This is a genomic window from Kineococcus endophyticus, assembly GCF_040796495.1.
Taxonomy (GTDB): domain Bacteria; phylum Actinomycetota; class Actinomycetes; order Actinomycetales; family Kineococcaceae; genus Kineococcus; species Kineococcus endophyticus.
In genome coordinates, this window is the sequence record NZ_JBFNQN010000006.1 from 221,909 (window position 1) to 241,594 (window position 19,686).

Sequence of the window (19,686 nt, forward strand, 5' to 3'; positions counted from 1 at the left end):
GCATGCGCATCCGGCCAGGACCCGGCGCCCGCGTGACGTCCCACCCGCGTGGCGGTTCCCAACCTACGGTTCCGTAACGTACGCTCGCGTCACCTACGGAACCGTAGGTTGGTGACGATCGTCCGAGTGCTCGCACCCGACGACCCACGGAGGAACGCACGTGACCGACACGGCGGCGGGCCCGGTACGGGCCCATGAGGGTGGCCCGGTACGGGCCCACGAGCAGCACCCCGCCCCCCGGCGGCAGGAGATGGTCCAGCTCCTCGACGAGCACGGGGTGCGTCACCGGCACCCCGAGCACGACCTCGACCTGACGCCGGCCGAGCTCCTCGGGCTCTACCGCGACATGGTCCTCATGCGCCGCTTCGACAGCGAGGCCGAGGCGCTGCAGCGCAAGGGGCAGCTCGGCCTGTGGGCCGGCAGCCGCGGTCAGGAGGCCTCCCAGATCGGCGCCGGCCGTGCGGCCCGCCGCCAGGACCAGCTCTTCCCCAGCTACCGCGATCACGGCGCGCTGCTGTCGCGCGGGGTGGACCCGCTGCACATCCTCAGCATCTTCCGCGGCATCGACCACGGCGGCTGGGACCCGGTCGAGATGGGCGTCCACCCGTACACCCTCGTCATCGCCGCGCAGATGCTGCCCGCCGTCGGGTACGGCATGGGCGTGCAGCGCGACGGGGCCGTCGGGACGGGCGACCCGGACCGCGACACCGCCGTCATCGCCTTCTTCGGTGACGGCGCCACCTCCCAGGGCGAGGCCGCAGAGGCCCTCAACTGGGCCGCGGTCTTCAACGCCCCGGTCGTCTTCTTCTGCCAGAACAACCAGTGGGCCATCTCCGAGCCGGTCTCGCGCCAGTCCCCGGTGCCGCTGCACCGCCGGGCCGAGGGCGCCGGGATGCCCGGGGTGCTCGTCGACGGCAACGACGTCCTCGCCGTCCTCGCGGTCGTGCGCAGCGCCCTGGACCGTGCCCGCGCCGGTGGTGGCCCCACCTTCGTGGAGTCGTACACGTTCCGGATGGGCGCGCACACGACGTCGGACGACCCGACGCGCTACCGCCTCGCCGCCGAGGTCGACGCCTGGCGGGAGAAGGACCCGATCGACCGGCTGCGCACGCACCTGACCGCCGAGGGCGTGCTGGACGAGGAGTTCGCGTCGCAGCTCGCCGCCGACAGCGAGACGCTCGCCGAACGGCTGCGCGCCGGGGTGTCGGCGATGGTCGACCCCGACCCGGTCTCGATGTTCGAGCACGCCTACGCCGAACCGCACCCGCAGGTCCTGGCCGAGCGCGACGAGTTCCTCGCCGCGTGGGAGCAGCAGGACGCCGACTCGCACGCCGCAGCTCACGGAGGGACGCGCTGATGGAGACCATGGCGATCGGCCGCGCGATCAACGCCGGCCTGCGCGCGGCGATGGACCGCGACCCGCGGGTCCTGCTCATGGGCGAGGACATCGGCGCCCTCGGCGGGGTCTTCCGCGTCACCGACGGCCTGCAGAAGGACTTCGGCGAGGACCGCGTCATCGACACCCCCCTCGCCGAGGCCGGCATCGTCGGCACCGCGATCGGGATGGCGCTGCGCGGGTACCGCCCCGTCTGCGAGATCCAGTTCAACGGGTTCGTCTACCCGGCGTTCAACCAGATCACGACGCAGCTGGCGAAGCTGCGCGCACGGTCGCGCGGCCGCCTGTCGGTGCCCGTCGTGCTGCGCATCCCCAGCGGCGGTGGCATCGGCTCGGTCGAGCACCACTCCGAGAGCCCCGAGGTCCTCTTCGCCCACACCGCCGGGCTGCGGGTCGTGGCCCCCAGCACGCCGCACGACGCCTACTGGATGGTCCAGCAGGCCATCGCGTCGGCCGACCCGGTGCTGTTCCTGGAACCCGAGCGCCGCTACTGGCAGAAGGGCGAGGTCGACACCGACCTCGGCCCCGGCCAGGTGACGCCGCTGCACAAGGCCCGCGTCCTGCGGCCGGGCACGGACGCGACCCTCGTCGCGTACGGCCCCACGACCAAGCTCGCCCTCGACGCCGCGGCCGCCGCCGCGCAGGACGGCACCGAGCTCGAGGTCGTCGACCTGCGCTCCATCTCCCCGCTCGACGTCGACACCGTCGCGGAGTCGGTGCGCCGCACCGGCCGCCTCGTCACCGTCTCCGAGGCGCCGACGTTCCACGGGCCGATGGCCGAGCTCGCCGCGCGCATCCAGGAGTCGTGCTTCTACTCCCTGGAGGCCCCGGTCAAGCGCGTCGGCGGGTGGCACCTGCCCTACCCGGCCGCCCGGGTCGAGGAGCACTACCTGCCCTCGGTCGACCGCGTCCTCGACGCCGTCGAGCAGACGCTGGCCGCGTAGCCTCCTCCCGCACACCCGCCGAAGCCCGCACCGCAACCCGAAGGACTCCGTTGAACCAGCGGTTCGCCCTCCCCGACGTCGGCGAAGGTCTCACCGAGGCCGAGATCGTCTCCTGGAAGGTCAAACCCGGTGACACCGTCGCCGTGAACGACGTCCTCGTCGAGATCGAGACGGCGAAGTCGCTCGTCGAGCTGCCGAGCCCGTGGGCCGGCACGATCGCCGAACTGCTCGCGGCCGAGGGCGACACCGTCGAGGTCGGCGCGGACATCGTCGTCGTCCGCGACGGTTCGTCCGTCCCGGCGGAGCCCGCTCCCGAACCCGGACCCGCGGCGGAGAACGGTTCCGGTGCGACGCTCGTCGGGTACGGCACGAAGGAGAGCGCGCCCCGGCGCCGTCGTGGCACTCCCGCGCCTGCGCCCGCAGCCAGCGCGCCGGCGGTTCCCGCCGAGGCGCACGTCCTGGCCAAACCCCCCGTGCGCAAGCTCGCGCGCGACCTCGGGGTCGACCTCGCGGCGGCGACGCCCACGGGCCCGGGCGGCACCGTCAGCCGCGCCGACGTCCTCGCCCTCGTCCCCGCCCCGCCGGCCGAACCCGAACGGCGGTTCGTCGACCACGAACGCGAGCGGCACGTCCCCATCCGCGGCGTCCGCAAGGCCACGGCCGCGGCCATGGTCGAGAGCGCGTTCTCCGCCCCGCACGTGACGGTGTTCACGACCGTCGACGCCACCCGCACCATGAAACTGGTGCAGCGGCTCAAGACCGACCCCGAGTACGCGGGGATCCGCGTCTCCCCGCTGCTGCTGGTGGCCAAGGCGCTGCTCGTCGCCGCCAAGCGCAACCCGGACATCAACGCGACGTGGGACGAGGCCAACCAGGTCATCGTCGTGAAGAACTACGTCAACCTCGGCATCGCGGTCGCGACCCCGCGCGGGCTCCTCGTCCCCAACGTCAAGGACGCGGACGACATGTCGCTCAAGGAACTCGCGGTGCACCTCGGTGAACTCGCGGCGACGGCCCGCGAGGGCAAGGCGAAACCCCGCGACCTGGCCGAGGGCACCATCACCATCACCAACGTCGGGACGTTCGGCATCGACACCGGCACGCCGATCCTCAACCCCGGTGAGGCCGCGATCCTCGCGGTCGGCAAGATCTCCCAGCGGCCGTGGGTGCACAAGGGCAGGATCAAGCCCCGGTACCTCGCGCAGCTCAGCCTGTCGTTCGACCACCGCATGCTGGACGGCGAGAGCGGGTCGCGTGCGCTGGCCGACATCGCCGCCGTCCTGGAGGACCCGGCGCGCGCCCTCACCTGGAGCTGAACCCCGGCCGGGCCGGGGAGCGCGACCACCGAACGGGGGACTCCCGCCCGGGGCGACGCAGGACTACTGTGCGGCGCCTCGGGGATCGCTGAGGATTCCCTGTCCGGAGGAGAACGCCATGGCGCACCGGCTCCGCACCGCAGCACTCGTCCTCGCCGTCACCACGACCACCGCCGTGGTGGCGGCCCCCGCCCATGCCGGAGCGCCGCCGGGCGGCCCCGTCACCGTCGTCGCCCAGGGCCTCGACGACCCCTTCGGCCTCGCGTCCGAGGGCGGGAAGTTCTACGTCGCCGAGAGTTCGGCCGGCGAGGTCAGCGGGTTCGTCCCGGGCGGCCGGCCGACCGTCCGGCTCGCCGACTTCGCCGCGCCGGCCGGCGTCGACCGCCGCGCGGGAACGTTGTACGTCGTCACCGGCGAGGCGCAGGACCCCGCGGCGACGGGTGGTTCGACCCTCTGGTCGTCCCGGCGCGGGGAACCGCGTCGCGTCCTGGCCGACCTCATGGCCTTCGAACTCGCGAACAACCCCGACGGTCAACCGCAGTTCGGGCCCGACGGCGCCCCGCTCGACGCGCTGAGCAACCCCTTCGCCGTGCTCTCCGGCCAGGGGTCGGACCGGCGGGTGTTCGTCGCCGACGCCGGAGCCAACGACGTCCTCGCGGTGGACCCGGACGGGACGGTCCGTGCGTTCTTCGTCCCGCCGGCCGTCACCACCGGGCTGTGCGAGGGCCTGGAGAACAACGGCGTCGCGGACGGGGGGTGCGACCCCGTGCCGACCGGCCTGGCCTGGGGACCCGACGGGCACCTGTTCGTCTCGACGTTGTCGGGCGAGGCGCCGCTGGAGGGTCGCGTGTACGAACTCGACCCGCGCGACGGCACGGTCGTCGGCGAGACCAGCGGGTTCACGGCACCGACGGGAGTCGCCGTCGGCGACGACGGCACCCTCTACGTCTCGGAACTGCTCGAGGGCGCCCCGGCGGGGGAGGGGCCCCCGCCGGCGGACTTCGACCCGACGACCGTCGGCCGGATCGTGGCCGTCGCCCCGGACGGGGAGCGCTCCGCGGCCCAGGTGACGATGCCGCTGGGTCTGCGGTTCACGGGCGGGCACCTGTACTCGACGGCGTTCAGCGTGGCGGGCCTGTTCCTCGGTCAGCCCGGGCTCGGCCAGGTCGTCCGCGTCGACGACGGGGCCTTCGAGCCGCTGGACTGAGCACGGGAGGAGGGTGGGCCCGACCGGACCCACCCTCCCTCACGTCACAGCGGACGGATGCCGTACGCGTCCGCGAGTTCCTGGATGCGGCGGGCGCGGCCCAGGCGCGGCAGGTCGGACCCGTCGCGCACGACACCGCCGCTGCGCTCGAAGTCGGCGATGAAGTCGCGCGCCCACGTGGCGTCGGAGACGTTCGGGCTCATGACCTCGTTGATGACGTACGCCTGCTCGGCGTCGAGGCAGAGCTTGCCCATCATCCCCATCGCGACGCCGACGCCGGAGGCCTCGCGCAGCTCGGGGTGGCCGCCGCCGGTGGTCGGACCGTCGATCGGGCCGGGGAGCTTGCCGATCGCGCTGGCCACGACGAGCTTGGTGCGCGGGTAGGCCATCGCCATGTCCTCGGCGCTGGCGCCGGTGTCGCGGCGGTAGTCCCCGGAGCCGAAGGCGAGGCGGAACGTCCCCTTGGCGCAGGCGATCTCGCGGGCGGCCTCGATGCCGAGCGCGGACTCGCACAGCGCGACGACGGGGACGGACCCGCCGAGGGCGTGCCACGTCGCCTCGACCTGCTCACCGGCCTCGGTCTTGGCGAGCATGACGCCGAGCAGGTTCGGGACGCCCTTGAGCGCGTCGACGTCGTCGCGCCAGTGCGGGGTCGTCACGTCGTTGATGCGGACGAAGGCCTGGCCGCCGGCGGCGAGCCACTCGATCGAGTCGGCGCGCGCGGAGTCCTTGCGGCTGGGGTCGACGGCGTCCTCGATGTCCAGCACGACCTGGTCGGCCCGCGAGCGCGCGGCCACGTCGAAGAGGTCCGTGCGGGTCGCGTTCACGAGCAGCCACGTCCGCGCGTACGTGGGCTCGACGATGTGCACCTGGCGTTCGGCGGGTTCTGCGGTCATGGGACCCGACCGTAGCGCCGCCGGGCAACCGGTTCCGTCCCGGCGGCGCGCCGAGTGGGGAGTCTCACGTCCCGGCTGCGTCAGCCCCGGGCCAGCACCCGCCCGCGGGCGGCGACGAGGTCGGCCACCGCCCGGTCCACGTCGGTCGTGCGCAGCCGCCCGTCCTCCACGACGACGCGCCCCTCGACGGTCGACAGGGCCAGCGGTGGCGTCGGACCGACGACGAGGGCGACGACGGGGTCGTCGAGGTCGGCGTGGCCCAGACCGGTGAGGTCCCACAGAGCGAGGTCGGCGCGCTTGCCGACCTCGATCGAGCCGATCTCGTCGGCCCGGCCCAGGCACGTCGCCCCACCGACCGTCGCGGCGCGCAGGGCGTCGCGGGCCGAGACGGCGTCCGGTCCGCCGACCGCCCGCGCGACGTAGAGCATCTGCCGCAGCTCGTCGGCCAGGCTGCCCTGTTCGCTGGAGGCGGCCCCGTCGACGCCGAGGCCGACGGGGACGCCGGCGGCGAGCAGGTCGCGGGTCCGGGCGATGCCGGCGCCGAGCCGGGCGTTGGAGCTGGGGCAGTGCGCGACCGAGGTGCCGGTGCGGGCGAGGGTGGCGATGTCGGCGTCGGACAGGTGGACGCAGTGCGCGAGCCACACGTCGGGGCCGAGCCAGCCGAGGTCCTCGAGCACCTCGACGGGCCGGCGGCCGAAGGTGCGCGCGCAGAACTCCTCCTCGTCGGCGGTCTCGGCGAGGTGGGTGTGCCGGCGGATGCCGAGGTCGGCGGCCTGCGCGGCGGTCTGCCGCAGCAGGTCCGGGGAGACGGAGAACGGCGAGCAGGGGGCGGCGCCGACGCGGACCATCGACCCGGGCGCGGTGTCGTGGAACCGCGCGACGGCGTCGGCGGTCGCGGCCAGGACCGCGTCGACCGTCTCGACGACCGAGTCCGGCGGCAGCCCGCCCGCGGACGCCCCGAGGTCCATCGAGCCGCGGGTGGGGGAGAAGCGCAGGCCGACGGCGCGTGCGGCCTCGACGGTCGCGGCGAGCTGGTCGCCGCCGTCGCGCGGGTGGAGGTAGTGGTGGTCGGTCGTCGTCGTGCAGCCGGTGAGCGCGAGCCGGGCCAGACCCGCCCGGGCGGCGGCCTCGACGTCCGTGGCGTCGAGCCGCGCCCACACCGGGTACAGCGTCGTCAGCCACTCGAACAGGCCCGCGTCGACGGCGAAACCGCGCGTCGCCCACTGGTAGAGGTGGTGGTGGGTGTTGACGAACCCCGGCGTCAGCAGGTGCCCGCGGCCGTCGACGACGCGGTCCGCGGTGGTGCCCGCGGGCGGGTCGCCGGCCCCGACGGCTGCCACGACACCGTCGGCCACGACGACGAAACCCCTCCGGTGTTCCGTACCGGAGGGGTCGACGGTGGCCACGGCGGCCCCGGTGATCAGCAGGCTCGGCATGGGCCGATCCTGCCCGACCGGGCCGCGGGTGTCGCGGGGTTCGTCAGCGACGACGGGGCGCGCGGTTCTCCGCGCCGATGAGCCAGGCGTGCTTCTCCAGGCCGAGGATGAAGCCGTGCAGCAGGTCGGCGGTCGAGGGGTCCTCGGCGTCGATCGGGTCGTGCACGCGGCGGATGGTGTCCACGGTGCGGCGCGTCATCGCGACGATCGCCTCGACGGCGGCCTTGGTGTCGATCTCGTCGGCGCCGAAGTCGCCGATGGTCGTGGTGCCCGCGACGGTGGCGGGGCGGGCGTCGGGGACGCCGCCCACGGCGCGCATGCGCTCGGCCGCGTCGTCGGCGTACGTGCGGGCGTCGTCGATGAGCGCGTCGAGCTGCAGGTGCAGGTCGCGGAAGTTCGCCCCGACGATGTTCCAGTGGGCTTGCTTGCCCTGCAGGTGCAGCGCGGTGAGGTCGACGAGGACCTCCTGCAGACCGGAGTTCAGCCGCGAGCTGGCGTCGAAGCCGGCGACGGCGGTCTGGGTCAGGCCGGCGGTGGTGATGTCGTCGATCGTGGTCACGGTGTCCTCCATGAGTCGGATGCTGGGTCTGGGCTGGTTCCGGAGTCGGCGCTGCAGGCGGTGCACAACCCCCACCAGGTGACCTCGGCGCGGTCGAGCACCGGGAAACCCGGTGCCTGCGCGGGGGTCAGGCAGGGGCTCGTCCCGACGGCGCACGGGACGTCGACGACGGTTCCGCAGCCGCGGCAGACGAGGTGGTGGTGCTCGCCCGCCACCGCCGTCTCGTAGCGCGGGGCGGAGCCCGTCGGCTGGATGCTGCGCAGGAGGCCCGTCCGGGTCAGGTCCTCGAGCACGTTGTAGAGGCTCTGCCGGGACATGCGGTGACCCGCTGTCCCCAGCAGTTCTGCCAGGCCCGCGGCGGTCACGTGCGGGTGGTCGGCCACGACCTCCAGGACCGTCCGCCGCGGGGCCGTGCTGCGCAGTCCGGCGTCGCGCAGCACCTCCTCCGGGGAGGTGTGGTCGGTCGAGGTCATGGTTCGAGAGTACACCTTCTTTGGACTCTGTCAAAAGAAGGTGAGCCTCGCTTTCGTACGGCAAGCCTCACCACATCGGCTGTCCTGCAACGTGCCAGAACGCCGCAGGGCCCCGGAACGGCTGTTCCGGGGCCCTGCGGGTCGAGTGCTGTTCGTCAGTTCTGCGCGCCGAGCTCCTCGCGCACGGGAGCCTCGTCGCCCGCGCCGGCGTGACGGCCGCGCGGGGCCGCCGCGTCCTCGCCGAGCGCGGCCTCGATGGACGCCTCGTCCAGGCCGAGGTCGCGCAGGTTCTCCACGGCCGCGTCGAACGCGGCCTCGCGGCGCTCGGCCTCCAGTGCGAGCTCGGCCATGGCCTGCTGCGCGGCCTTGGCCTGCTGCACCCCGCTGCGGAGGCGTTCGGCCAGCTCCCCGGGCGCCATCGATCCGTTCACGGGGTCGACGGTAGCCACGCCGGTGCCGGTCCCGCCACCGCTGGTGGCGACCGGTGCACCGGCCGCCTCGACGGGGGCCGCGGCGGCCGCGGCGGCCGTGGCCTCGGGGGTCTGGCCCTCGGGGGTGCCCTCGGCGGCCGGGGCGGCGGGACCGCCCTTGAGCGGCAGCGACGGCAGGAACAGCATGGTCATGAACCCGGCGACCATGATGAACGTCGCGACGAGGTAGATCGTGCTCGTCGACTCGGTGAACCCGACCTTGAACGGGTGGGCCAGGACGCTCGGCAGCTCCTTGAGGACCGAGGTGTCGTCCGTGGCGCGGCCGAGGGTGGCCTGCAGGTCCCCGCCCCAGCTCTGCAACGCCTGGCCGAACTCCGGGGTGCGCGAGGCGGACTGGTAGGAGCTGCCGATCTTGTCGCCCAGGGTGGAGAACAGGATCGACAGGAACACCGCGGTGCCCAGCGTGCCGCCCATCTGGCGGAAGAACGTCACCGAACTGGTGGCGACGCCGAGTTCGCTGCGCTTGGCCGCGTTCTGCACCGCCAGGATGACCGGCTGCATGTTGCCGCCGAGGCCCCAGCCCATGAGCAGCATGATGATCATCGTCTGCCAGATCGGGGTGTCCGCGTTGACCCGGGAGAACAGGAACAGGGCGACGACCATGAAGCCGGTGCCCACGACGGGCAGGACCTTGTACGTGCCGGTGCGGGCGATGAAACGTCCCGAGAACATGCTGCCGGACATGATGCCCACGACGACGGGGAGCATCGCGAGGCCGCCCTTGGTCGGGCTCAGGTCCTTGACGACCTGCAGGTACTGCGGCAGGACGGCGAACACACCGAACATCCCCATGCCGAGGATGAACGAACCCAGCGACCCGACGACGAACGTGCGGCCGCGGAACATCCGCAGCGGCAGCAGGGCCTCGTCGCCGTAGGCGCGCTCGGCGAGCAGGAACCCGACGAGGCCGACGGCGCCGATGACGTAGCAGACGATCGACTTGGTCTCACCCCAGCCCCACTCGCGGCCCTGCTCGGCCACGATGAGCAGCGGAACGAGGGTGGTGATCAGGGTCAGCGCGCCGGGCCAGTCGATCCGGTGGTGGCTCGAACGCTTGGGCAGGTGCAGGTTCTTCGTCACGACGAAGAGCGCGAAGGCGCCGATCGGGATGTTCAGCCAGAAGATCCAGCGCCACCCGTCGAAACCGGCGAGGGAGTCCAGGCCGGAGAAGAAGCCACCGGCGACGGGGCCGAGCACGCTCGACGTGCCGAACACCATCATGAAGTAGGCCTGGTACTTGGCCCGCTCCCGCGGCGGCACGATGTCGCCGATGATCGTCAGGGCGAGCGACATCAGGCCGCCGGCGCCGAGGCCCTGGAGGGCGCGGAACCCGGCGAGCTCGTACATGGAGGTCGAGATCCCGCACAGGGCGGACCCGACGAGGAAGATCACGATCGCGGCGATGAAGAACTTCCGCCGGCCGTACATGTCGGACAACTTGCCGTAGAGCGGCGTGGAGATCGTCGACGTGATGAGGAACGCGGTCGTCGCCCACGCCTGCAGGGAGAACCCGTCGAGGTCGTCGGCGATCGTGCGGATCGCCGTCGAGACGATCGTCTGGTCCAGCGCGCCGAGGAACATCCCCAGCAGCAGGCCGGACAGGATCGCCATGATCTGGCGGTGGGTGAAGACCGGGGCCTCCGGTGCCGGCGCTGCGCCGGCGGTCGTGCTGCTCATGCGTTCTCCCCAGGGGCGGTCGTGGTGGTCCGGAGGCAGTCGGCGCGGGCCCGTTCAAGCCCGTCGGCGAAGCGGGACAGCAGCGCCGTGAAGCTCGCGAGGTCCTCGTCGGAGAAGTCGTCGACCGCGCGGGCGAGGTGCTCGTGGCGCCGCTGCTTCATCTGGGCGACGACCTCGTGGCCGGCCTCGGTGACGTCCAGCAGGCTGGCGCGCCGGTCGTCGGGGTCGGGCAGCCGGCGCAGGAGCCCGCGCTTGACGAGCTCACCCGTCTGCCGGCTGGTGGTCGAGGGGTCGGTGCCGAGGCGTTCGGCCAGGCCGCTCACGCGCAGGGCGCCGTGGTCGGCCAGCACGTAGAGGACGACGTGCATGGCGCGCTCGACGTCGCTCTCGCCGCGGGCGATCTGCGCCTTGAACGAGTGCAGCGCGCGCAGCTGGCGACCGACCTGGTCGGCGACCGCGGCGACGAGCTGCTCGTGCCCCTCGGGGGGCGTCGGGGCCGAGGTGCTCACAGGCTCCTCGACGGTGGTGCTGGGGGTCATGCGGGTGCTCCCACGGGTCTGTCTGGTGTGTCGCTCGGCCGAACGGAGGTTGCGTCCTGTAATGCGCGCTGTAACGGAGCGGGACCGTCCGGCGAAGTACTCCCCGGGACATCGGCCCGGTCGGGGCGATCCTTGAGTGCTACATGCAACGACATGGACAAGTTACCAGGCGCAAGCACGTACCGGGGGGTCGAACGTGGGGATCGAACGCGCGCCGTGGGCACGGCGGTCGGCCCGCGCCCGGGCCACCAGCAGCTGGCCTGGTGGCCGGACTGCGCCGTCCGAGGGAGCCTGCGCTACGGTGCCTGTTGACCCTACGTACCGGGAGAGTTACTCAGTGTCGTTCACGGACTGGTCGCGCGAGACGACGCTGGCGCCCGTGCCGCTGTCCTCGCGGGCGGCGCGGCACTTCGTGGCCGACTGGTGCATCACCGAGGGCGTCATCGGTGACGTCGTCGACACCCTGCTCCTCCTGACCGCCGAGGTCGTCACCAACGCCGTCCTGCACGGCCGCAGCGACGTGCACCTGCGCGTCGGGCGCGTCGGCTCGCGCGTCCGCATCGCCGTCGGTGACGAGAACACCCGGCTGCCGATGCGGCGCGAGTCCGACCCCGAAGCCCTCAACGGCCGCGGCATCGCCCTCGTCGAGGCCCTCGCCGACGCGCACGGCGTCGAGGTCGACCCCCTCGGCAAGACCGTCTGGTTCGACGTCGCCACCGCCCTGGCCCCGGTCCGGTCCGTCCGCGCCACCGCCTGACGCTCCCACCGCGCCGCTCCCACCGGGGGGTCCCTCCGGAACCGGCTCCCAGGTCCGCGACCTACCCTGGGGGAGTGGCCGCTCCTACCCGCACGGCCCGCAGCGCACCCGGCACGAGCGGCGTCCTCCTCACCACCTCGGCCGTCCTCCTCGCCGCGCTCGCGGTCCTGCTCACCGCCCTCGCCCTCGCCGGAGGTCTGACGCCCTCCGTCCTCGGGGACCCCGGCGCCCTCGTCCGGTACGGGCTGCCGATCGCCCGCACGGTCCACGACCTCTCGGCCGCCCTCGCCGTCGGGGGCTTCGCCGTGGCGACGTTCCTGCTGCCGCACCCCAGCGACGCCTGGGGCCGCGCGGTCCGCGTCGCCGGCGTCGCCGCGGGCGTGTGGGCGGTCACCGCGCTCCTCGTCCTGGTCCTCACCGCGATGGACGTCATCGGCGCGGCCCCCGGTGCCGCCGGGTTCGGGGCCCAGTTCGCCCAGTTCGCCCAGTCGATCGACCTCGGGCGCGCGCTGCTCGTCACGACGGTGCTCGCCGCGGTCGTCGCCACCGTGGGCGCGGCCGCCGCCACACCCACGGGCGCGGCCTGGGGCTTCGCGCTGTCGGTGCTGGCGCTCATGCCGCTGTCGCTGTCGGGCCACGCCTCCGGCTCGGCCTCGCACGAGACGGCGGTCAGCTCGCTGGCCATGCACCTCGTCGGGGTCACCGTCTGGGTGGGTGGCCTCGCGGCCGTCCTGCTCGTCGCGCCCCTCACGGGCCGCCGCGGCGGCACGGCCAAGGGCCACCGCCCCGTCGACCTCACGACCCTCGCCTCCCGCTACTCGACCGTGGCGCTGTGGTGCTTCGCGGCCGTGGCGCTGTCGGGGGTCCTCAACGCCTCCGTCCGCCTCGGCGGCTGGTCGGGCCTGGCCACGTCCTACGGCGCGCTCGTCGTCGGCAAGGTCGTCGCGCTCGTCGCGCTGGGGGCCTTCGGCGTCTGGCACCGACGACGCACCATTCCGCTGCTGGCCTCCCGCCCCGCGGCCTTCGTCCGCATCGCCGCGGGCGAGCTCGTCCTCATGGGGGCGGCGACCGGCCTCGGGGTGGCGCTGAGCCGCAGCCCAACCCCGGTGCCCGACAACGTGCCGGGGACCAGCAGCGCCGAGGCGCTGCTGGGGGAGCCGCTGCCCCCGCCCATCACCGTGGCCCGCTGGTTCACCCAGACCAGCCCGGACCTGCTCTGGCTGACGATCGGGGGGCTGGCCCTCGTCGGCTACCTCCTGGGCGTCCGGCGGTTGCGGGCCCGCGGTGACTCCTGGCCCGTCGGGCGGACGATCTGGTGGGTGGCCGGCTGCCTCGCGCTGCTGTTCGTCACCAGCGGTGGCCCGGCCGCCTACGGCCGCATCACCTTCAGCGCGCACATGCTGCAGCACATGCTGCTGACGATGGCGGTGCCGCCGATGCTCGTCCTGGGGGCCCCCGTCACCCTCGCGCTGCGGGTGCTCCCGGCCCGCCGGGACCACTCCCGCGGCGCCCGCGAGTGGCTGCTCGAGCTCGTCCACTCGCGCTACCTCGGCGTCGTGGGCCACCCGCTGGTGGCGGCCGCGCTCTTCGCCGGCTCGCTCATCGTCTTCTACTACTCGCCGCTGTTCGAGCTCGCCCTGCGCACCCACGTCGGGCACGAGCTGATGATGTTCCACTTCCTCGGCACCGGGTACCTGTTCTCCTCGGCCCTCATCGGTGTGGACCCGGGCGGCCAGCGCCCGGCGTACCCGTTCCGGTTGCTCCTGCTGCTGGCCACGATGGCGTTCCACGCCTTCTTCGGCGTGGCGCTCATGCAGGGCACGACGCTGCTCGCGCCGGACTGGTTCGCCGCGATGACCCCCGACGCGAACCTCCTGGCCAACCAGCAGGAGGGCGGGGACATCGCCTGGGGCATCGGCGAGGTCCCCACGCTCGTCCTGGTCCTGGGCGTGGCCATCGGCTGGTCGCGCTCGGACGACCGGGAGAACCGGCGCCGCGACCGCAAGGCCGCGCGCGACGGCGACTCCGACCTCACCGAGTACAACGCGATGCTGCAGCGGCTGGCGGACCGGGAGGGCCCCCGCAGCTAGGTCTACTGCTGGGCCAGCTGGACCTGCAGGGCGTCGGCGTCGATCGTCTTGGTGAAGGGGCAGATCGCGAGGGCCTGCCGGAGCACGGCGTCGGCGTCGCCGCCGGCGTCGGGCAGGGTCACGCTGAGGTCGTAGCGGGCGGTGTAGCCCGCGCCGTCGCCCGCGGCCAGCGTGACCCGGGACTCCACGCTGGCGCCGTCGGTGCTGCCGCCGGCGCTCGTCGCGGCGATGCGCAGCGACTCCAGCAGGCAGGACCCCAGGGCCGCCGCCATGAGCTGCTCGGGGTTGGTGCCCTCCCCGGAGCCCTGCAGGGCGGTGGGTTCGTGCACGTCGAGGGACAGGGAGCCGTCGTCCGAGCGGGCCGAGCCCTCGGTGGCGGTCACGGTGCCGGTGTACAGGTCGTCAGCCATGGCTCGACGCTAGGCACGGATCCCCGGGCCCGCGCGCCCGAGCGAGACGCGGGACCGGAACGCCGGACCCGACCCCCGGGGTGATCGGGGTCACGGCCCTGCCCGATGATGGGGGCTCGCCCTCCACCGCCAGGAAAGGACCGCGCGCTCATGGCCGAGCCCACCGACCGTCCCACGAGCCGTGAGCCCATCGACTTCACGGTCGAGACGCTCGGTCCGTGCACCGTCGACTCGCCGCTGGCGCCCCGGCTGCAGGCCCGCCGCACGACGCACCACTACATCGACGAGAACGACCGCGTGCTCTTCGACGACACGCTCTCGAAGGTGTCGCGGCGCGACGGCGACCTCACCGACCTGCCCAGCCTGGAGCCGACCGGGCCGCGCAAGAAGATCTTCTTCGACCCGTCCAAGACGCGCGTCGGCATCGTGACGTGCGGTGGCCTCTGCCCGGGCATCAACAACGTCATCCGCGGCCTCGTCTCGGAGTTGACGACCCACTACGGCGTCCGCCGCATCCACGGCTTCAAGAACGGCTACCAGGGTTTCATCCCGCGCTACGGCCACGACGTCATCGACCTGACGCCGCAGGTCGTGGAGAACATCGACGGTGAGGGTGGCACGATCCTGGGGACCTCCCGGGGCCAGCAGGACTTCGTCGAGGTCGTGGACTGCCTCGAGCGCATGGGCATCTCGATCCTCTTCGTCATCGGCGGCGACGGCACGATGCGCGGCGCGCAGAAGATCTCGGCGGAGATCAAGGCGCGGGACCTCAAGATCGCCGTCGTCGGCATCCCGAAGACGATCGACAACGACATCCCCTTCATCGACCAGAGCTTCGGGTTCCAGTCGGCCTTCAGCGAGGCCTCGCGCTCGATCCGCTCGGCCAAGGTCGAGGCGCGCACCGCGCCGAACGGCGTCAGCGTCGTCAAGCTCATGGGCCGGCACTCGGGGTTCATCGCCTGCTACGCGGCCCTGGCGCAGAACGACGCGGACTTCGTCCTCATCCCCGAGGTGCCGTTCACGCTCGACGGGCCGGGGGGTTTCCTGGAACGGTTGCGGGAGAAGGTGGCCAGCCAGGGCCACGCGCTCGTCGTGGCCGCCGAGGGCGCCGGGCAGGAGTTGTTCGACCCGGCCGCGGCCGCGGCCTCGCTCAAGGACGCGTCGGGCAACAAGCGCCTGCAGGACGTCGGGAGCCTGCTGCGGCAGGCGATCACCGACGACTTCGCCCAGCACGACCTCGAACTCAACATGCGGTACATCGACCCCAGCTACGTCATCCGCAGCGTGCCGGCGAACCCCTACGACGCCGTGTACTGCATCCGGCTGGCGCACGCCGCCGTCCACGCCGCGATGGCCGGGCGCACGAACATGGTCGTGGGCCGCTGGCGCCGCCGGTTCGTCCACATCCCCATCGCGCTCGCCGTCTCGGCGCGCAACCAGGTCGACCCGCACGGGGACCTGTGGTGGTCGGTGCTGGAGGCGACGGGGCAGCCGTGGTCGTTCGGGGAGTTCTCCGCGGAGCAGGTCACGGCCTTCGGCGGCCAGTGAGCCCGCTCCCGGTGACGTTCCGCTGAGCTTCCGGCGGGCGACACCGGCAGTTCACAGACTCCGCACAGGGTGGGGTGCACCCCGACCGAGAGGTGCACCCCCGTGCGCGAGCCCACCCGTCCTGTCCGTACGCACCGCCGCGCGCTGGCGCTCGGTGCCGGCGTCCTCCTGGGCGCCGGCACCCTGACGCAGGCCTCCAGCTCCGCGGCGCCCGAGAACCCCGCCCCGGCGGACCGTCCCGCCTACGTCGGCGCGGTCGAGGTCGTCCGCGACGTCGCCGCCGCCACCCGCGCCACCGGTGAGCAGGTGCTGCGCGGCAGGGTCTTCGAGGACGCCGACCGCAACGGCCGCAGTTCCGGCGACGCGGGCGTCGAGGGCGTCTCCGTCTCCAACGGCCGTGAGGTCGTCGTCACCGACGCCGACGGGAACTACGAACTCCCCGTCCGGGACGGCATGACCGCCTTCGTCACCCAGCCCGCCGGCTGGCAGGTCCCCGTCGACGCCGACGGGGTCGCGCAGTTCTCCTACCACCACCTCCCCGCCGGTTCCCCCGAGCTCCGGTTCGGCGGGCTCGAACCCACCGGACCGCTGCCGTCGGCGGTGAACTTCCCGCTCGTGCGCGGCGAGGAGTCCGCGCAGGACGACGCCGCCCGCTGCGCCGTCCTCGCCGACGTCCAGACCTACAGCGGCCGCGAACTCGGGTTCGCCCGCGACGGCCTGCTCGCCGACCTGCTGCAGGAGAAGGACGTCACCGAGTGCGGTGCCCTCATGCTCGGCGACGTGGCCGGCGACGACCTCGGGCTGTACCCGCGCATCAAGGAAGTCCTCGGCGCGTCCGGGCTGCCGCTGCGGTTCGTCCCGGGCAACCACGACCTCGACCTCGACGCGACCGACGCCGCGCACTCCTTCGACACCTTCAAGCGGGAACTCGGCCCGACGACCTACAGCTACGACGTCGCGGACGTCCACTACGTCGTCCTCAACAACGTGAAGTACCCCTGCACCCCCGAGGACGACGCGGACGGCGCGCGGCCGCACTGCGCCGACCCTGCCGGCGCACCGAGCTACTCCGGTCAGCTCGGCGACGACCAGGTGCAGTGGCTGGCCAACGACCTCGCGACCGTGCCCGACGACAAGCTCGTCGTCCTCGCCTCGCACATCCCGCTCGTCTCCTTCGCCGACCAGGACTCCACCAAGCACCAGACGAAGGAGGTCCGCGAGCTGCACGCACTCCTGGCGGGCCGTCCGGCGCTGTCGATCGCGGGCCACGTCCACGCCACCGAGCGGATGGAGACCGGGGACAGCTACGCGGGGTGGAAGGACACCGTCGGCGTCACGGAACTGCCGTTCCCGCACGTCACCGCCGGCGCCCCGAGCGGGGACTGGTACTCCGGCGACCTCGACGTCGACGGCCGCCCGATGGCGCTGCAGCGCGACGGCGCCCGCCCGGGGTACCTGGTGCTCGACCACGACGGGGCGGAGTTCACCGACACGTTCCGCGCGATCGGGGAACCGGACGACGCGCAGATGGCGGTCTCGCTGAACTCCCCGCGCTGGCGCGACTGGTTCACCACGCTCACCGGCTGGGCCGCCACGCGTGAGGGCTGGGAGCAGGCGCCGCCGGTGAACGTCAACGACCTCGGCGACCCGGGCCTTGTCACGACGGCCGACGTCCGCGCCGACACGTTCCTCACGACGAACGTCTGGTACGGCTCGACGAGCACGCAGGTCGAGGTGGCGATCGACGGCGGGGAACCGCAGACGGCGACGCGCACGCAGCAGGCGGCAGGGGAGAGCGCGAAGGTCGGCGCGCTGTACGCCGATCCGGCCGCGGCGACCCGCCAGTTGCAGGTCGCCCGGTTCGGGTTCGAGTCCACGTCGGGCGACCCGGCGGCCCAGGGGTACGAGCTGTACGCGGGCAGCGACTTCGGGCCCGGCCCCGCCCAGCCGGGCGTGAACGTCGCCGACCGCGCGGCCCACGTGTGGCAGTACCGGCTGCCGAGCGACCTCACCGAGGGCGTGCACCGCGCCGACGTGACGGTGACCGACGAGTTCGGCCGCCAGTTCTCGAAGACGACGACCTTCGAGGTGCGGGCCGAACTGCCGCAGCAGGGGTTCCGGACGGACGCGTTCGGTCAGGACTGACCGGCCGCCGCCCGGTCGGAGGCGGAGGACGTCACTTCGCCTCCGACCACCGCCGCACGACCGACACGTCGGCGACGAACCGCACCCCCGACCCCGACGCCCACCGCGACGCCGTCTGCTGCAGCGCCGACTCCAGCAGCGCGGCGGAGCGGTCGGCGTCGGGTTCGAGAACGTGCAGCAGGAGTTCGTCGTGCAGGCACAGCACGATCCGGCCGCCCGTCCCGGCGAGCCCGGCCCGCACCGTCGCGGCCCAGGCCTTGAACAGTTCCGCCGCGGCGCCTTGGACGACGGCGTTGCGGGCGAACCGGCCCCGGGCCGCGGTGGCGGCGCCGGGTTCGGCGGGCGCGAGGTCGGAGATCCGGACGAGCCGCCCGCCGTAGGTCCGGACGTCACGGCCTTCCCGGCCCGCGTCCTCGGCGGCCCGCAGGTACGCCAGGGCGCGTGGGTAGGCGCGTTCCATGCGCCGCAACGCCTCTCCCGCGGCGCCCGACGTCTGGCCGTACATCGCGGCGAGGACGGCGATCTTCGCGGTGGGCCGGTCCGCGCCGAGGGCCGCGGCGACGGGGGCGTAGAGGTCCGCGTCGCGGGTGGCGGCGACGAGACCGGGATCGCCGGAGACGGCCGCCAGGACGCGCGGTTCGACCTGTCCGAGGTCCGCGCGGACGAGGACGTGCCCGGGTTCGGCGGCGACGGCCGGCCGCAGTTCCGCGGGGAGGTTGTGCAACCCCGCCTGCGCCGTCATGCGCCCCGCGGCGGCGTCGGCCGACGACCAGGCCCCGCGCAACCTGCCGTCGGACCCGACGTGCTCGTCGAGCCACGGGTACCCGTACGTCGTCGCGAGCCGTTCGGCCTTGCGCCACAGCAGGAGGGCGGCGACCGCCGGGTGGGCGTCGCGCAACCGTTCCAGCCGGTGCGCGCGGGTGTCGGGGACGTCGAACCCCAGCCCGCGCAGCGCCGCGAGCACCTGCGCGGGATTGCGCAGGTCGACGCCCTCCCCGCCCGGCCCGAGGTGTTCGCGCACGAGGCTGTCCCGGGCCGCGCGGGCCCGACGTTCCGCGGCCTCGTCGGCCGGACGCGGACCCACGGCGGCCCCGACGATCTCCTCGGCCGTCGTCCGGTCCAGCGGCAACCCCGTGCGGGACAGTTCGACCGCGAGCGCCGCCGCGGCGGACTCGGCGTACCCCGTCTGCACGGGCAGGGGCGGCCCGGCGGGTGCGGCACGGCGGTCCGGCAGGGCGGCGAGGCGGGCGTCCTGGGCGGCCGCGACCTCGAGGGCGAGGGCCGCCCACCGGGCGGCGCGGTCGAGGCGTTCCCCGGAGTCGGTGTCGAACGCCCGGCCGTCGGCCCAGGCGGGGGCCATCGTCCCGTCCTGCGCGACCGGGTCGCCGGCGTCCGACGCGCCGTCGAGGTCGAGCAGCCCGGTGCCGTGGGCGGCGGCGGGCCGGCGCGAGAGGGGTGGTGGGAGCGGGAGTCCCTGCGCCGCAGCCCACACGGCGCCCGGGTCCTCGCGGTGACCGCCTTCGACGACGCGGTGGACGGCGGCGAGGTCGTGGCAGCGGGCGAGGTGCACGGGCGCGGTCCTCCCGAGCGTGGACGCGGCCGACCACCACGTCCACCGCGGCGCGAACTCGCTCTCCAGCGCCCCCAGCAGTCCGGCCGGGTCGTCGGTGGGGACGCCCCACCGCCCCTGCGGCACGGCCAGCCCCACGCCGCCCGGGACGACCGCCAGACCCAGCCGGGGCACCGCGGGCAGGCCGCGCAGGGCGCGCAGGACGGGGTGGTCGAGGACGGGCACCGGGTCA

General features: G+C 73.7%; 16 protein-coding genes. 8 read left to right on the forward strand and 8 right to left on the reverse strand.

Features of this window, described 5'->3' with window-relative positions:
• Positions 1–160: 160 nt before the first annotated feature.
• The 4 genes from pdhA to AB1207_RS10490 all read left to right on the forward strand — a co-directional run bounded on the left by pdhA (position 161) and on the right by AB1207_RS10490 (position 4,863).
• Positions 161–1,357 (forward strand): pyruvate dehydrogenase (acetyl-transferring) E1 component subunit alpha, encoded by a 1,197-nt coding sequence (pdhA, locus tag AB1207_RS10475; RefSeq protein ID WP_437178908.1) that lies wholly within the window; start codon positions 161–163, stop codon positions 1,355–1,357.
• The gene (locus AB1207_RS10480; RefSeq protein ID WP_367638117.1) at positions 1,357–2,340 is read left to right on the forward strand and encodes an alpha-ketoacid dehydrogenase subunit beta; all 984 of its coding nucleotides are present in this window, start codon (positions 1,357–1,359) and stop codon (positions 2,338–2,340) included. Before pdhA ends, AB1207_RS10480 begins: the two co-directional genes overlap by 1 nt.
• 50 nt (positions 2,341–2,390) lie before the next feature.
• The gene (locus AB1207_RS10485; protein ID WP_367638118.1) at positions 2,391–3,656 is read left to right on the forward strand and encodes a dihydrolipoamide acetyltransferase family protein; all 1,266 of its coding nucleotides are present in this window, start codon (positions 2,391–2,393) and stop codon (positions 3,654–3,656) included.
• A 118-nt stretch (positions 3,657–3,774) separates the two neighbouring features.
• The gene (locus AB1207_RS10490) at positions 3,775–4,863 is read left to right on the forward strand and encodes a ScyD/ScyE family protein (RefSeq protein WP_367638119.1); all 1,089 of its coding nucleotides are present in this window, start codon (positions 3,775–3,777) and stop codon (positions 4,861–4,863) included.
• Positions 4,864–4,907: 44 nt separating this feature from the next.
• Here the strand turns inward: AB1207_RS10490 and AB1207_RS10495 are convergent, their stop codons facing one another.
• From AB1207_RS10495 to AB1207_RS10520, 6 genes are all read right to left on the reverse strand, one after another.
• Positions 4,908–5,759: an HpcH/HpaI aldolase/citrate lyase family protein gene (locus tag AB1207_RS10495; RefSeq protein ID WP_367638121.1), complete on the reverse strand. Its 852-nt coding sequence runs from the start codon at positions 5,757–5,759 to the stop codon at positions 4,908–4,910.
• Positions 5,760–5,839: 80 nt separating this feature from the next.
• The gene (locus AB1207_RS10500; protein WP_367638123.1) at positions 5,840–7,195 is read right to left on the reverse strand and encodes an 8-oxoguanine deaminase; all 1,356 of its coding nucleotides are present in this window, start codon (positions 7,193–7,195) and stop codon (positions 5,840–5,842) included.
• A gap of 43 nt (positions 7,196–7,238) precedes the next feature.
• Positions 7,239–7,766, reverse strand: coding sequence for a Dps family protein (locus AB1207_RS10505; RefSeq protein ID WP_367638125.1), 528 nt, complete (start codon positions 7,764–7,766; stop codon positions 7,239–7,241).
• Positions 7,751–8,227 carry a Fur family transcriptional regulator gene (locus tag AB1207_RS10510; RefSeq protein WP_367638127.1) on the reverse strand — a complete coding sequence of 159 codons (477 nt, stop codon included), beginning with the start codon at positions 8,225–8,227 and terminating at the stop codon, positions 7,751–7,753. Before AB1207_RS10510 ends, AB1207_RS10505 begins: the two co-directional genes overlap by 16 nt.
• Positions 8,228–8,382: 155 nt before the next feature.
• Positions 8,383–10,395 carry an MDR family MFS transporter gene (locus tag AB1207_RS10515; RefSeq protein WP_367638128.1) on the reverse strand — a complete coding sequence of 671 codons (2,013 nt, stop codon included), beginning with the start codon at positions 10,393–10,395 and terminating at the stop codon, positions 8,383–8,385.
• The gene (locus tag AB1207_RS10520; RefSeq protein WP_367638129.1) at positions 10,392–10,934 is read right to left on the reverse strand and encodes a MarR family winged helix-turn-helix transcriptional regulator; all 543 of its coding nucleotides are present in this window, start codon (positions 10,932–10,934) and stop codon (positions 10,392–10,394) included. Before AB1207_RS10520 ends, AB1207_RS10515 begins: the two co-directional genes overlap by 4 nt.
• Positions 10,935–11,271: 337 nt before the next feature.
• On the opposite strand from AB1207_RS10520, the gene AB1207_RS10525 reads away from it, so the two are divergent.
• Both AB1207_RS10525 and AB1207_RS10530 read left to right on the forward strand, forming a co-directional pair.
• Entirely contained in the window at positions 11,272–11,691 is a 420-nt protein-coding gene (locus AB1207_RS10525; RefSeq protein WP_367638131.1) for an ATP-binding protein, read from the forward strand.
• 74 nt (positions 11,692–11,765) lie between these two features.
• Positions 11,766–13,781: a bifunctional copper resistance protein CopD/cytochrome c oxidase assembly protein gene (locus AB1207_RS10530; RefSeq protein ID WP_367638132.1), complete on the forward strand. Its 2,016-nt coding sequence runs from the start codon at positions 11,766–11,768 to the stop codon at positions 13,779–13,781.
• 2 nt (positions 13,782–13,783) lie between these two features.
• On the opposite strand, the gene AB1207_RS10535 is transcribed toward AB1207_RS10530, so the two are convergent.
• Complete coding sequence (locus AB1207_RS10535) at positions 13,784–14,191, reverse strand: OsmC family protein (protein ID WP_367638134.1); 408 nt, start codon at positions 14,189–14,191, stop codon at positions 13,784–13,786.
• A 150-nt stretch (positions 14,192–14,341) separates the two neighbouring features.
• Between AB1207_RS10535 and AB1207_RS10540 the strand changes: the two genes are divergently transcribed.
• Together AB1207_RS10540 and AB1207_RS10545 are read left to right on the forward strand one after the other, a co-directional pair.
• On the forward strand, positions 14,342–15,739 hold the full coding sequence (locus tag AB1207_RS10540) for an ATP-dependent 6-phosphofructokinase (RefSeq protein WP_367638135.1): 1,398 nt from the start codon (positions 14,342–14,344) through the stop codon (positions 15,737–15,739).
• 102 nt (positions 15,740–15,841) lie between these two features.
• Positions 15,842–17,884: a calcineurin-like phosphoesterase C-terminal domain-containing protein gene (locus AB1207_RS10545; RefSeq protein WP_367638137.1), complete on the forward strand. Its 2,043-nt coding sequence runs from the start codon at positions 15,842–15,844 to the stop codon at positions 17,882–17,884.
• A 31-nt stretch (positions 17,885–17,915) separates the two neighbouring features.
• On the opposite strand, the gene AB1207_RS10550 is transcribed toward AB1207_RS10545, so the two are convergent.
• Positions 17,916–19,679 (reverse strand): DNA polymerase, encoded by a 1,764-nt coding sequence (locus tag AB1207_RS10550; protein WP_367638138.1) that lies wholly within the window; start codon positions 19,677–19,679, stop codon positions 17,916–17,918.
• Between the last annotated feature and the right edge of the window lie 7 nt (positions 19,680–19,686).

Excerpts from the sequence above, each read along its gene's own strand:
- AB1207_RS10515 (WP_367638128.1), bottom strand. The coding sequence starts at position 10,395 with ATGAGCAGCACGACCGCCGGCGCAGCGCCGGCACCGGAGGCCCCGGTC.
- AB1207_RS10480 (WP_367638117.1), top strand. The coding sequence starts at position 1,357 with ATGGAGACCATGGCGATCGGCCGCGCGATCAACGCCGGCCTGCGCGCG.
- AB1207_RS10490 (WP_367638119.1), top strand. The coding sequence starts at position 3,775 with ATGGCGCACCGGCTCCGCACCGCAGCACTCGTCCTCGCCGTCACCACG.
- AB1207_RS10535 (WP_367638134.1), bottom strand. The coding sequence starts at position 14,191 with ATGGCTGACGACCTGTACACCGGCACCGTGACCGCCACCGAGGGCTCG.
- AB1207_RS10505 (WP_367638125.1), bottom strand. The coding sequence starts at position 7,766 with ATGGAGGACACCGTGACCACGATCGACGACATCACCACCGCCGGCCTG.
- AB1207_RS10520 (WP_367638129.1), bottom strand. The coding sequence starts at position 10,934 with ATGACCCCCAGCACCACCGTCGAGGAGCCTGTGAGCACCTCGGCCCCG.
- AB1207_RS10540 (WP_367638135.1), top strand. The coding sequence starts at position 14,342 with ATGGCCGAGCCCACCGACCGTCCCACGAGCCGTGAGCCCATCGACTTC.
- AB1207_RS10510 (WP_367638127.1), bottom strand. The coding sequence starts at position 8,227 with ATGACCTCGACCGACCACACCTCCCCGGAGGAGGTGCTGCGCGACGCC.
- AB1207_RS10495 (WP_367638121.1), bottom strand. The coding sequence starts at position 5,759 with ATGACCGCAGAACCCGCCGAACGCCAGGTGCACATCGTCGAGCCCACG.
- AB1207_RS10500 (WP_367638123.1), bottom strand. The coding sequence starts at position 7,195 with ATGCCGAGCCTGCTGATCACCGGGGCCGCCGTGGCCACCGTCGACCCC.